Raw genomic sequence first — 11,986 nt, 5'->3', positions numbered from 1 at the left:
GCGTCCGGGTGAAGTGTCGGAATCAGCGGTGGCACCGCTGAGCGATATAGGAGAATCCGCCCATGTTGGTGCCGTTTCCTTGGCGCCGTTCCTGAGACATTCAGAAGCGCCGTGGGCGGGTGGATGAAGGCACTGGTCTGGCAGGGGGCGAACGAGCTTGCGGTGACCCAGGTGCCGGAGCCGCGGCTGCGCAACGAGCAGGACATGATCGTCCGGGTACGCAAGACCGTCACCTGCGGCGCCGATCTGCATCTGCTCGACGGCCACATCCCGTTCATGGAGCGCGGTGACGTCCTCGGCCACGAGTTCCTGGGCGAAGTGGTCGAGGTCGGCCCGCGGGTACGCAGGCACAGGGTGGGCGACCGGGTGGTGGTCTGCTCGTTCGTCTCCTGCGGCCGCTGCTGGTACTGCCGGCAGGAACAGTTCTCCCTGTGCGACAACGGCAACACCAACCCGGCGATCACCGAGGCAGCCTGGGGCTTCGCGCCCGCCGGCTGCTACGGCTACTCCCACGCGCTGGGCGGCTTCGCCGGCAGCCACGCCGAGTACATCCGGGTCCCCTACGCCGACCAGGGTGCCTTCACCGTGCCGGAAGGGGTGAGCGACGAGCGCGCCCTGTTCGCCTCCGACGCCGCCCCCGCCGGCTGGATGGGAGCGGACCTCGCCGGCGTGCGGCCGGGCGACGTGGTCGCGGTGTGGGGCGCGGGCGGGGTGGGTCAGCTGGCGGCCCGCGCGGCCGTCCTGCTCGGTGCCGAACGGGTCATCATCATCGACCAGCTTGACGATCGGCTGCGGATGGCCGCGACGTACGTGGGCGTCGAGACACTGAACTACCGGACCCAGGACATCGGTGGCGAGCTGCGGGAACGCAGCGGCGGGCGCGGCCCGGACGTGTGCATCGAGGCGGTCGGCATGGAGTCGCACAGCACCGGCCCGCGGTACCGGTACGACCAGCTCAAGCAACGGCTGCGCCGGGCATCCGACCGGCCGATCGCCGCTCGGGAGGCGATCCAGCACTGCCGCAAGGGCGGCAGCGTCTTCCTGCTCGGCGGGTACGCGGGGCCGATGGACAAGTTCCCGGTCGGCGCGCTGACGAACAAGGGGCTCACCGTGCGCGGCGCCCAACAGCACGGACACCGCTACATCCCGATGCTGCTCGAACGGATGGCCCGCGGCGAGCTGGTCACCGAGCACCTCGCGACACACACGATGTCACTCGACGACGCTCCCCGCGGCTACCACATGTTCAAGAACAGGACCGATGGCTGCGTACGCGCGGTCTTCGAGCCCGCTCGCTGAACAGTGGCCCTGACTCGGCGGGCCGCCTCCTCACGCGGACTGCGACACGCAGAACTCGTTGCCCTCGGGGTCGGCGAGCGTGACCCAGGTGCTCGGGCCCTGCCGGCCGTTGTGCAGGAACGTGGCCCCGCGCGCGACCAGGCCCGCCACCGTCGGCTCCACGTCGTCGGTGCCGATACGCACGTCCAGGTGCATCCGGTTCTTCACCGTCTTCGGCTCGGGGACCAGCTGGAACAGCATCCTCGGCGCGCGCTGCAGGCCCTCCGGGTGGGCGATCGCCGCCCCCTCCTTCCAGACGAGTACGCCGTCGTGCAGCTTCGTGTCGCTCTCCGTGGCGTACCCGGCGCTGATCATCCGGCGGATGAACGCCTCGTCCGAGGGCTCGACCTGCCAGCCCAGCGTCTCGGCCCACCAGTCCGCCAGCGTGTGCGGATCCGCGCAGCCCACCGTCACCTGAAACTCGTACGCCATCGCCGCCATCTCCTCTCGATGTCCTCGTCGTGGGCAACGCTAGCCGCAATTGCGGACACTTTCGGTCCTCGTTCGGTGGAACACTGGCAAGCGTGCTCGACGCCTCCGCCCGCCTCCTACGGCTGCTGTCCCTGCTGCCGTCACGGCCGGAGTGGACCGGGCCGGAGCTGGCCGGTCGCCTCGGTGTCACCGTGCGGACGCTGCGCCGCGACGTGGCCAAGCTTCGCGACCTGGGCTATCCCGTCCACGCGGCGCCCGGGGTCGCGGGTGGCTACCGGCTCGGCGCCGGGACGACGCTGCCACCGCTGTTGCTCGACGACGAGGAAGCGGTCGCGGTCGCCCTCAGCCTGCGTACCGCGACGAGTTCCACGGCGACCGGGATCGCCGAGACCGCACTGCGCGCACTGGCAAAACTCGAACGGATACTTCCGGCCCGGCTGCGTACCCGCACCGCGGCCCTGAAGCTGGCCACCGTCCCGCTGGAGTCGCAGGCGGCCACGGTCGACCCGGATGTCCTCGTGGCGATCGCCGAGGCCTGCCAGAGCCAGCAACGGTTGGGCTTCGCCTACCAGCGGCACGACGGCACCGTCAGCGCACGCTCGGTGGAGCCGCACCGGCTGGTCCACACCGGCCGGCGCTGGTATCTCGTCGCCCGCGACCGGGAACGAGACGACTGGCGTACGTTCCGCGTGGACCGGATCAGTGGACCGCTCGCCAGCGGACCCCGCTTCACACCCCACGATCCGCCGGACGCGGCGGCGTTCGTGGCCGGTGCGATCACGACGGCGCCCTACCGGTTCCAGGCCCGCATCCGGGTACGCGCACCAGCGCACGTCGTCGGCGCGCGAGTTCCCGCCACCGCCGGGGTCGTCGAAGCCGTCGACGACGGCAGCTGCCTGCTGACCACGGGGGCGGATTCGCTGGCCTACCTCGCTGTGCGACTGGCGGGACTCGGGCCGGACTTCACCGTCCTCGAACCGCCCGAGCTGGTGGACGAGCTGAGGGCGCTGGCGGACCACCTCACCCGCGTGGTCGGCGCCCATGGTGCGGATCCGCGCCGGTGAGCGCCAGGCCACGCCGACCCGACGCGATGGAGTTGGCTCGGCCGACAGCCAAGCCAGCGCTCGCCGGTCGGCTGAGCCGTACTTCCTCGGGGCTACAGCCGTTCGAAGCTCTCCATGCCGGCGAGTTCGAGCAGCGCGGTCCGGGTCGCCGGGCATTGCTGCCGGGTCTGGTCGTCGATCTGACGGCCGGTCGGCACGGCACCCTGCTTCTCGTACCAGGAGTAGAGGTTCACGGTGAGGTTGGCCATCGTGCCCGTCTCGGACCCGATCCCCCGCAGCGTCGGCAACTGGCCGTCCAGGTAGGCACACACCTCCTTCGCCGACACTGGTGTCGAGTCATCGGCCGGAGCGGATCCGGCCGCGCGGGACGCGGCTGCTGCGGGGGTGCCCGGCGCCGCGGCACCGGAGGGCTCGGGCGCGTCGGCGTCAGTACACGCCGCCAGGGCGAGGACAAGACAGAGGGTCGGCGCGAGCATTCGGATCGTACTCATCGGTTCTCGTCCTGACGTGGTTGTCGGTGGTGGGTGACCGGCGGACGGGCCGCGGCGGTTGGTTTGTCAGCCCTGGCGGCCATCGCGGTGACGAGCCAGAGGCCGGCGGGCAGTCGGTAGCCGACGCCGGCTTCACGAAACCGGTCGAGGAGCCGGACCGCCCCTGCCCGGGCGGACGCCTGCCCGGCCGGCGGAGCCGCCCGGTACGCGGCACCGGCGGGGCCGACCTCGATGAGCCATTCGGCCACCGCGTCGGCGTCGTCCGGAGCGTCCATGGCGACGTCACACGGCGTGATCGTGACGGCGGCAAAGCCGGCGACGGTGAGGACCCGGGCGAGCCGTGCCGGGTCGGCGAAGGAGAACGGACCGGGCTCGTCACCCACCGGGAGCGGGGGTAGCGGCCCGAGGTGTGGTGCTGCGCCGAGCAGCGCCGCGGACAGCCACGGGTTGACGCTGCCGTCGCGGAAGACGGTCGCGGCGAGGCGCCCTCCCGGGCGCAGTGACCGCCGGATCGTGGTGCAGCCGGCGACCGGATCCGCCAACAGCATCAGGGTCATTCGCGAGTACGCCGCGTCGAAGGGCGCCCCGGGCACGACATCGAGGGTCTCGATGTCGGCCGCGTGGAACCGGATACCCGGGTACCGGTCCGTGGGGAACCGTTGCCGGGCGGCGGTCACCATCGCCTCGGCGATGTCGACACCGACCGCCGCGCCGGTCCCGCCGACCGCCGTGGCGAGTTCCGCCGTGGTGCCGCCGCAGCCGCAGCCCACATCGAGGATCCGCTCGGCGGGCCGCGCGGCCACTCGATCCATGGCCGGCGCGCCCAGCGGTCGACCGATCTCGTCCTGCCGATCGGCATGGCGGATCCAGCCCGCTGCCGCTCCCGTCCAGAAGGCGGCGTTGCGGGACCGCAGGGTGGCGGCGTCGGCCATCAGAACGGCATCTCGGCGCCGTCGACGCTCATCGATCGGAAGCGGGCCGCCTTGGTCGGGTCGAAGCCGTCCTCCTGCGCCGCCAGGCCCGCGGCCCGGACCAGCCGTTCGGACTGGAACCGGCGGAACGCGGCTTCGTCCTGCCAGATGTTGATGATCCGCCAGCCGTCCTCGGTCGGGCCGGCGACGTGGGCGACCAGTCCCGGCGGCCGGTCCGGTCCGAGGTGTCGCTCCACCTGCTGGTACTCCGCCTCGCTGACGCCGGGCATCTCCTGCAGCACACCGAACGGCATGGCCGCCCCCTCTCGATAGAGTTAGACTCTATCCAATAGAGCACTACACTCGAACGGTGGTTGTCAAGAGACGCTATGACTCTTCCCGGCGGCAGGAGCAGGCCCGACAGACCCGGCGGGCAATCCTCGAAGCGGCCGGCCGGCTCTTCGTCGACCCGGGCTACGCGGCCACGCCGCTGACCGCCGTCGCCGCGGAAGCCGGCGTCGCGGTCCAGACGCTGTACGCGGTGTTCGGCAGCAAGCGGCAGCTGCTCTCCCAGCTGGTCGACGTCACCCTGGCCGGCGACGACGAACCGGTGGCCCTGCCGGACCGGCCCTTCGTCGCCGAGATCCGCGCGCTCGCCGACCCCCGTGCCAAGCTCGCCCGCTACGCCCGCCATCTGGCCGAGGTCAACGCCCGGCAGGCCGAGGTGATGCTCGCGCTGGCCGGAGCGGCCACGGCCGATCCGGACGCCGCCGAGATCTGGCGTAAGAACATCGACGAGCGCCGCCGGGGCATGGCCATGTTCGCCGCGGAACTCGTCGGCACCGGAGGCCTCCGCCCTGACCTGGACGTCGAACAGGTGGCCGACATCCTCTGGTTGGCCCAGGACGTCCGCAACTTCGACTGGCTCGTCCGGCAACGCGGATGGCCGCTGGAGCAGTACCAGCGGTGGTACGTGGACACCGTCAGCGGCGCCATCATCGGCAGCGCCGAATAGCGGACAGGCTCAGCCACTCGCCGCGCAGGTAATGTCTGGCCATGATCGAGACCGTCTCACCGAAGCGCGGGAGCCTGGCCGGGCCAATTGCACTCGTACTCGCGTGCATCAGTCTGGCACTGTCACTCGTCACGTGTGCGGTGATCGGACTGGGCGAGCACTTCGGGGGATCGGACCTGCAGTCCGCGCCGGAGGTCGCCAGCGCGTCCCAGGTCGAAGCCGTCGCCCATGTAACCCTTCCACCGGGTGCCGTGATGCTGTCCGCCGCCTACAGCAACGGCCTGGAGACGCAGCTCTCGGCGAAGTTCCGCCTGCCTCGCAACGAACTCGACTCCTTCATCGCGTCGGCGGCGTTCACCGCGCCCCCCACCCCCGGACTTCGAGCAGTCACCGCGAAACACAACGTCGGCGGTGGCAATCTGTGGAAGCCCGAGACCGCCAAGACCGTATCCGGCATCGACGAGGAGCAACCTACGGCCGACGGCACACGGCGCGCTCTCCTGGTCGACCTCGGCGTACCTGATTCGGTCACGGTGTACCTGTACGCCGGCCGCGGTTGAGCTTACGAACGCCGCGTCTACCGCGATCCGTGTGGATCACCATCCGAGGGACCTCCAGCGACGCACGGCGTGCGATCGTGCCGAGATCAGGGGGTCCGGTGTATGTCGGTAGCGCAGGCAGATCCTGGTCGACAAGATGTGGCACATGCTCGCTGATCTGTGGCCTCAATATGGTCTCACCATCGCCACACCGCACCTGCAGCTGCGCCTACCACGCGAGGAGGAGCTCGCTGAACTCGCCGACCTCGCAGGTCAGGGCGTGCATCCACCCGGCGAGCGGCCATTCCTCACCCCGTGGACCGACGGCACCCGTGCCGACCGGGCCCAGGCCGTCCTACAGGGACACTGGCACCAGCTTGCCTCGTGGGACGTGGCAGCGTGGCGACTGGGGATGGGCGTCTTCCGCGCGGGACACCCGATCGGCGTGGTCACACTTCGCGCACACGACTTCCCGGTGGTTCGGCAGGTGACGACGTCGTCCTGGCTCGGCGTGGAGCACCAAGGCAAGGGGTACGGAACCGAAGCGAGGGTCGGACTACTCACCCTTGCCTTCGATCATCTCGGTGCCACCGCTGCGCTGACCGAGGTGTTTCAGGACAACCATTCCTCTCAGGGCGTCTCCCGCAAACTCGGCTACGAGCACGACGGCATCTCCGTCGACGCGCGCGACGGTGAGGCGGTTGTCTCCGACCGTCTGCGTCTGACGCTGCGAAGCTGGCGCCAGCAGAAGCTGCCAGCCGTGACGGTTGAGGGCATGGACGCCTGCAGAGCGTCCTTTGGCCTTTGAGCGGGTATCCGGATCTGCCGCTGGCCGTGCGGCCGTCCAAGACGGACTGGTGGCCGGGACTCGGCCCGGCACAGCCGGGGCGGGCACAATGCGACGGTGTCAGATCTCTCTGAGCCGCTCGGCTACCGCCTCATCACCGGACCCGATGATGCTGAATTCTGCGCCCGCGTCAGCGGCCTGCTCGACCAGGGCTATCAGCTGTACGGGTCGCCGGCGCTGACCTTCAACGGTGAACGCGTCATCGCCGCTCAAGCGTTGGTGCTGCCGCGCCCCGATGCCTCCGAGGGCAGCGCCAGATAGAGACACACGCTCAGGCCGTGCTCACCCGAGTCGGTACTGCCCTCGCGGTCCGGGTTGGCCTGGTCGGGCGCTTGCGGAGCGCCCACTCGGCCACGGCAAGGTTGATCACCCAGCCCGCGAGCATCAGCAGCGTCCGACTGAGTCCACTCGGTTGGCCGACCAGCAGCATCCAGGGCAGGTTGGTCAGGACCTGAGTACCCGCTCCGAGACCGATCGCGTAGCCGCGGGCCATCCAGGCGCGGTGACCGGCGATGTCCCGACGCCGGATGGCGGCGAAACCGAGGACGATGCAGCCGACCATGGCCGAGCCGAATACGAGCCGGACGCCGGTCAGGAGTTCGTCGTCGATGGGAGGGCGGGGATAGAACAGCGTCATCCACAGGCCCGTCAGTGCCGCGGCGAGCCCTAAGGGGATCAGCAGCCGCCCGGCAGTGCGGTGCCAGCCGGGTCTGCGGCGGCGGAAGCCGCGGGCGAACTGGAGCGCGCCCAGCAGGCAGTACAGGCTGGCGCCGACGATGTGCACCAGCACGGGTACCGGCGAGGCGAAGAACCGAGCGTTGTCCGGCGTGACCGTCGCACCACCGGTGAGCTCGGCGACCCGGGCGGCGCCGGCGATCACCGGAACGGCGCTGAGCATGATCAGCCCTACGGGCACCAGCCACTCTCGCTTGGCGGAGGAGGTCACCGCAAAGTCCCTTCTTCATTCCGGTCATCCATCGGCCGGCCACTTCAAACGACATCCAGGTGTACGGCGTACACCTCTGCGTCAGGGTAGGGTGTACGCCGTACACCGTCAAGTTCGGGTGCGGGTCTACAACTGTCCGAGAGGAAGGCGGGTCGAGATGGTCCAGCAGGTGGACGGAGCGCGCCGGGCCCCCCTCAACCGGGACCGCGTGCTGCGCGCCGCCGTCGCGCTCGCCGACGACGTCGGGATCGAATCGCTGAGTATGCGCAACCTCGCCCAGGAGCTGGGCGTGGTACCGATGGCGCTCTACAAGCACGTGGCCAACAAGGAACAGCTCCTCGACGGCATGGTCGACGTCGTCGTCGGTGAGATCGATCCACCGGTCCGCGGTACCGACTGGAAGGCGGCGATCCGCCAGCGCATCCTCTCGGCCCGGGGTGTGCTGTTGCGACACCCCTGGGCGTCGCGGGTCATCGAGTCCCGGCCCCAGCCCACCCCGGTCGTGCTGGACTACATGAACTCGATCGTCGGGATGTTCCGGGCCGGCGGCTTCTCCGTCGACCTCACCCACCATGTGATGCACGTTCTGGGCAGCCGCATGTGGGGATTCACCCAGGAACTGTTCCCCGCCTCACCGCTACCCGCTGACCCGCAGATGCAGGCAGCCATGCTCCGGGAGATGGCAGGCAGGTATCCCCACATCGCGGAGATAGCCATGGCCGCCGCGCACGACGAAGGGTCGGTCGTGGGCCACGGCTGCGACGACCAGTTCGAGTTCGAATTCGCGGTCGACCTGCTGCTCGACGGGTTCGAAAGACTCCACCAGCAGGGCTGGACCTCCACCAACCAGGCGTAGGTTCGGCGCATGACGTTCGACGTCGGTCGCTGGTGCAAGCGTCACCTCGGCTCCGCGGTGGAGGATGTGCAGTTGATCTCCGGCCATCTTTCGCGGGTCTTCGATGTGCGGTTGTCCGGAGGGCGCGAGGTGATCGTCAAGGTGCGACCGTACTCACCACGCCTCGCCGGGTGTACGGCTGTGCAGCGAGCACTGTGGCGCGCCGGCTTTCCCGCTCCTGAGCCACTGGGCGGCTCGGTGGTCGAGGAGGGCGTTGCGGTGAGCGCGGAGGCGTGCGTGCCCGGAGGATCGCTGGCGCCGGAGACCGACCGCGTCAGCCGGTTCGCCGGGTTGCTGGCGCGCTTCATTGCTCTCGCGCCCCAGCCGGCGATGGTCGGCACCCTGGAACCGGATCTGCCGTGGACAGCGTGGAATCATGCGCTGCCAGGCGTCTGGCCGGCCGCCGACGATCGCGACGACGACCTCAACATGGCCGAGCATGCGACGGCGTGGCTCGACGAGACCGGGGCGCGAGTCCGTCGCCGGCTGAGCCGGTTTGTGCGTACCCCGGCCGGAGTCCGCGTCGTGATCGGACACGGCGACTGGGAAGCGCAGAACCTCCGCTGGAACGGTGACGAGCCGCTGGTGGTCCACGACTGGGACAGCGTCACCGCCGCGCCGGAGGCTGTGGTGGTCGGGCTGGCCGCGTCCGTCTGGCCGTGCGGGATGGTGCCCAGGGCCGCGACGGTCTCCGAGTCAGCAGCGTTCCTGGACGCCTACCAGCGCGCCGCCGGCCGCGCCTGGTCCGCAGGTGAGATCGAAGCGAGTTGGGCCGCGGGCCTCTGGGTGTACGCGTTCAACGCGAAGAAGGCCAGCCTGGACGGAGCATCATGGCTGGCACCGGACGAGGCCGAGCAGAGGCTCGCACTGGCCGGTGCCTGAATCGGCCCGTCACTGAGAGGATGGGCGGGCCGCCGAACGCCGCGTGTTCAGTCCTGCTGCGGCTCCGCCCCCGCGCGGTCCGCGACAGCGGCGCGCATCGCAGATGACTGCGGGCGTGGGGACCTGTCCGGTTCGTCGCACGTCATTCGTCATCTTGGAGATGGCTACGTGATGGCAACCGCCCTTGACCGTGAAGGAGACGACATGTCCGACTCGATCCAGCTCAGTTCGGTCACGCTCGACAGCCCCGACGCCGGCCGCCTGGCGGCTTTCTACGCCGACATCACCGGCGGGACGGTGACGAATCTGGGCGAGCAGTGGGCCACGGTCCAGGGCCCGGGCGGCCGAATGGATTTCCAGACCGTACCTGGCTACACACCGCCCACCTGGCCCGATCCAACCTCGTCGATCATGATGCATCTCGACTTCTACGTGGAGGACCGGGCGGCCGCCGAAGCGCGCGTGCTGGCGGCAGGAGCAACCAAGTACGAGTTCCAGCCCAACAGCGGCCAGTGTTACGTGTACGCCGATCCGGCCGGTCACCCCTTCTGCCTGACCACCTGGGAGGGCATGGAGCCATGACCTGACGCCTGGGCATGGGGTTCGGCAGCGCACTCCACTCGTCGTGTGAGTGCGCTGCCGTGTGCCGGGACGGATCTGTCACGCATGTGCTGTTCGAGAACACCTGGACCAGGTGATGGACCGCCTCGACCGGGCGGCGGGTCGCGCCGCTACGGACCTGACCAATGGTCCGCGTGGCTTCGGCCGCGATGCCTCGGCCGCGAGCCCAGGGGGCGACCGAGTAGCCGATCTCGCTGACCAGGCCGCGCCAGTCGGTCTTCTTCAGGCCGACGGTGCCGAGGAGGCGGTCTGTGTTCGCGTCGACGATCGGAAGTGGATCCCGTCTCCGGTCTCCCGCAGGGAATGGGAGATCTTGGTGCACCAGTCAGCGGAGCCCTGGCGGGGGTAGGGCTGGGGCAGTGGGAGCCACTGCTGGATGAGCGGGTCCGCGCAAGCGATCTGATTTTCCTCGATGTCGATTGCGGAGAAGGGCCGCAGCAAGAGATCGCCCGCCAGCAGGCGGGTCTCGGGGAACGTGGGGGTCATTCCTGCTGGCCTCCGACTGATCATCTGTGTGCGGCTGACGCTAGCAGGGCCTGCTGACCAGGTGATGCGGCAGATGCGGAAGTTCTGCGCCGGAAGCGGACGTCCCGGAGTCGACGATCCCGGCGCGGTGCGCCCGGCCCCATTCTGGCTGAAGGTCCCTCGCCTGCCACGCTCCACAGGCCGTCAACCGTGAAGCCCGCGGCCGCCGTCCGCTTGTCAGGAGGCTGGGCGCTCTCTCGCCTGGCGAAAAGCATTCAGCGGCCAGGATCCGACCCGGACGACGGGCGCCACTGCCGCCTGATCAGCCCGTACACCCACGAGTCCGACACCTCGCCGTTCACGACGCAGTCTTCCCGCAACGTCCCTTCACGCACGAATCCGAGCTTTTCCAGGACGCGAGCAGATGCCGTGTTGCGCGTATCGGTCTCGGCCTGGACTCGATTCAGATCCAGCGTGTCGAATGCCCACTGCAGCAAGGCGCGCGCGGCCTCCGTCGCGTAGCCGTGGCCCCATGCCGCATCGTCGAGGCAGTAGCCCATCGACGCGCTGCGATAGTCGGGGTTCCATCGGGTCAGGCTGCACCAGCCGATGAATGCCCTGTTGGAAACACGGTCGATGGCCAGCCGCGCCCCGCTGCCCTCGTCCGCCATTTGCTGGCAAGCCGTGACGAAGCGTTCGGCGCGCGCTCGTTCGCTCCAGGGCGGCGCGTCCCAGTAGCGCAGCACGTAGGCGCTGCTGTGCATCGCGAAGAGGGCGTCCGCGTCTGCGCTGGTCACGGGGCGCAGTAGCAGGCGAGCGGTGTGCAGCGTGGGGGTGGGCAAGGACATACGCGCCATGTTGCCTTGTCATGAGGGGCGGCCGGGCGGCGGCATAGGAGCGCGCGGCGCAAACGCCGTCCTGAGGATCATGACGAACCACAGCGACGACCCTCCCGTACTGGTCATCGACGGAGCCCACTTCTCCGACTTCGACGGCCGCGCAGATCACCGGCCGCACCCGTGACGAGCTGGTGTTCACGTCGCCGGCCGGCGAGGTGTTGCGCAACAACAACTTCCGCCGCCGGGTCCTTGATCGAGCCGCAGAGTCGATCGGCCTCGCCGGCCTGACCCCGCACGAGCTGCGGCACACGGCGGCCAGTCTCGCGGTGGCCGAGGGTGCCAACGTGAAGGCGGTGCAGCGGATGCTCGGCCACGCCTCGGCGGCGATGACGCTGGACGTGTACGCGGATCTGTTCGAGGACGACCTGGACCAGGTGACGGACCGCCTCGACCGGGCGGCGGGTCGTGCGGCTGCGGACTCAGTACGGACTGACGGGGTCGGCCCCGACCTCGAGGCGGTTCGCCAGGGTCGTCGGCAGCATGGTTGACCAGGGGGTTTGCGTGGTGGGGCGGGCGGGACTCGAACCCGCGACCGAGGGATTATGAGTCCCCTGCTCTAACCCGCTGAGCTACCGCCCCGATACCGCGCCGGATCGTAACCCGCCCGCCGGATCACCGGCCACCACCGAACCGGCAGGAAC

At 69.7% G+C, this 11,986-nt stretch carries 16 protein-coding genes, 1 tRNA gene and 1 pseudogene; 10 read left to right on the top strand and 8 right to left on the bottom strand.

The genetic code is table 11. The features are described 5' to 3' along the window. Positions 1–123: 123 nt before the first annotated feature. Complete coding sequence (locus V6U81_RS06915; protein WP_334485629.1) at positions 124–1,299, top strand: zinc-dependent alcohol dehydrogenase; 1,176 nt, start codon at positions 124–126, stop codon at positions 1,297–1,299. Positions 1,300–1,329: 30 nt separating this feature from the next. Here V6U81_RS06915 and V6U81_RS06910 read toward each other — a convergent pair whose 3' ends face one another. Further along, positions 1,330–1,770: a VOC family protein gene (locus V6U81_RS06910; RefSeq protein WP_334485627.1), complete on the bottom strand. Its 441-nt coding sequence runs from the start codon at positions 1,768–1,770 to the stop codon at positions 1,330–1,332. A 92-nt stretch (positions 1,771–1,862) separates the two neighbouring features. Between V6U81_RS06910 and V6U81_RS06905 the strand changes: the two genes are divergently transcribed. Then, positions 1,863–2,834: a helix-turn-helix transcriptional regulator gene (locus V6U81_RS06905; protein WP_334485625.1), complete on the top strand. Its 972-nt coding sequence runs from the start codon at positions 1,863–1,865 to the stop codon at positions 2,832–2,834. A 92-nt stretch (positions 2,835–2,926) separates the two neighbouring features. Here the strand turns inward: V6U81_RS06905 and V6U81_RS06900 are convergent, their stop codons facing one another. Genes V6U81_RS06900 through V6U81_RS06890 form a run of 3 tightly spaced genes read right to left on the bottom strand, consistent with a single transcriptional unit; the run spans position 2,927 to position 4,550 of the window. Next, positions 2,927–3,325 carry a hypothetical protein gene (locus V6U81_RS06900; RefSeq protein WP_334485623.1) on the bottom strand — a complete coding sequence of 133 codons (399 nt, stop codon included), beginning with the start codon at positions 3,323–3,325 and terminating at the stop codon, positions 2,927–2,929. Continuing rightward, the gene (locus V6U81_RS06895; RefSeq protein ID WP_334485621.1) at positions 3,322–4,257 is read right to left on the bottom strand and encodes a class I SAM-dependent methyltransferase; all 936 of its coding nucleotides are present in this window, start codon (positions 4,255–4,257) and stop codon (positions 3,322–3,324) included. Before V6U81_RS06895 ends, V6U81_RS06900 begins: the two co-directional genes overlap by 4 nt. Continuing rightward, positions 4,257–4,550 carry a hypothetical protein gene (locus tag V6U81_RS06890; protein WP_334485619.1) on the bottom strand — a complete coding sequence of 98 codons (294 nt, stop codon included), beginning with the start codon at positions 4,548–4,550 and terminating at the stop codon, positions 4,257–4,259. Before V6U81_RS06890 ends, V6U81_RS06895 begins: the two co-directional genes overlap by 1 nt. Before the next feature lie 56 nt (positions 4,551–4,606). Here V6U81_RS06890 and V6U81_RS06885 point away from each other — a divergent pair, with 56 nt between their 5' ends. The 4 genes from V6U81_RS06885 (at position 4,607) to V6U81_RS06870 (ending at position 6,898) form a co-directional block, all read left to right on the top strand. Beyond that, complete coding sequence (locus V6U81_RS06885) at positions 4,607–5,251, top strand: TetR/AcrR family transcriptional regulator (protein ID WP_334485617.1); 645 nt, start codon at positions 4,607–4,609, stop codon at positions 5,249–5,251. Between the two features lie 41 nt (positions 5,252–5,292). Further along, a complete protein-coding gene (locus V6U81_RS06880; protein ID WP_334485615.1) occupies positions 5,293–5,811 on the top strand; it encodes a hypothetical protein in 519 nt (172 codons plus the stop codon). A gap of 145 nt (positions 5,812–5,956) precedes the next feature. Beyond that, positions 5,957–6,598 carry a GNAT family N-acetyltransferase gene (locus V6U81_RS06875; protein WP_334485613.1) on the top strand — a complete coding sequence of 214 codons (642 nt, stop codon included), beginning with the start codon at positions 5,957–5,959 and terminating at the stop codon, positions 6,596–6,598. A gap of 96 nt (positions 6,599–6,694) precedes the next feature. After that, positions 6,695–6,898: a DUF1737 domain-containing protein gene (locus tag V6U81_RS06870; RefSeq protein ID WP_334485611.1), complete on the top strand. Its 204-nt coding sequence runs from the start codon at positions 6,695–6,697 to the stop codon at positions 6,896–6,898. A 10-nt stretch (positions 6,899–6,908) separates the two neighbouring features. Here the strand turns inward: V6U81_RS06870 and V6U81_RS06865 are convergent, their stop codons facing one another. After that, entirely contained in the window at positions 6,909–7,553 is a 645-nt protein-coding gene (locus tag V6U81_RS06865) for a DUF2306 domain-containing protein (protein ID WP_334485923.1), read from the bottom strand. Between the two features lie 187 nt (positions 7,554–7,740). Between V6U81_RS06865 and V6U81_RS06860 the strand changes: the two genes are divergently transcribed. The 3 genes from V6U81_RS06860 to V6U81_RS06850 all read left to right on the top strand — a co-directional run bounded on the left by V6U81_RS06860 (position 7,741) and on the right by V6U81_RS06850 (position 9,942). Continuing rightward, positions 7,741–8,439, top strand: coding sequence for a TetR/AcrR family transcriptional regulator (locus tag V6U81_RS06860; protein WP_334485921.1), 699 nt, complete (start codon positions 7,741–7,743; stop codon positions 8,437–8,439). 9 nt (positions 8,440–8,448) lie between these two features. Next, positions 8,449–9,360 (top strand): phosphotransferase, encoded by a 912-nt coding sequence (locus V6U81_RS06855; protein WP_334485609.1) that lies wholly within the window; start codon positions 8,449–8,451, stop codon positions 9,358–9,360. 204 nt (positions 9,361–9,564) lie between these two features. Then, the gene (locus tag V6U81_RS06850) at positions 9,565–9,942 is read left to right on the top strand and encodes a VOC family protein (RefSeq protein ID WP_334485607.1); all 378 of its coding nucleotides are present in this window, start codon (positions 9,565–9,567) and stop codon (positions 9,940–9,942) included. A gap of 187 nt (positions 9,943–10,129) precedes the next feature. On the opposite strand, the pseudogene V6U81_RS29135 reads toward V6U81_RS06850, so the two are convergent. Next, a pseudogene (locus tag V6U81_RS29135) lies at positions 10,130–10,303 on the bottom strand (GNAT family N-acetyltransferase); the annotation flags it as partial. Between the two features lie 418 nt (positions 10,304–10,721). Next, on the bottom strand, positions 10,722–11,294 hold the full coding sequence (locus V6U81_RS06845; RefSeq protein ID WP_334485605.1) for a GNAT family N-acetyltransferase: 573 nt from the start codon (positions 11,292–11,294) through the stop codon (positions 10,722–10,724). Positions 11,295–11,449: 155 nt separating this feature from the next. Here V6U81_RS06845 and V6U81_RS06840 point away from each other — a divergent pair, with 155 nt between their 5' ends. Beyond that, on the top strand, positions 11,450–11,833 hold the full coding sequence (locus V6U81_RS06840; protein WP_334485919.1) for a tyrosine-type recombinase/integrase: 384 nt from the start codon (positions 11,450–11,452) through the stop codon (positions 11,831–11,833). Positions 11,834–11,847: 14 nt separating this feature from the next. On the opposite strand, the gene V6U81_RS06835 is transcribed toward V6U81_RS06840, so the two are convergent. Further along, a tRNA-Ile gene (locus V6U81_RS06835) sits at positions 11,848–11,924 on the bottom strand. Positions 11,925–11,986 lie beyond the last annotated feature (62 nt).

The sequence above is a fragment of the Micromonospora lacuserhaii genome, from assembly GCF_036902735.1.
Lineage (GTDB): Bacteria > Actinomycetota > Actinomycetes > Mycobacteriales > Micromonosporaceae > Micromonospora.
This window is presented reverse-complemented; position numbering and strand designations above follow the sequence as displayed.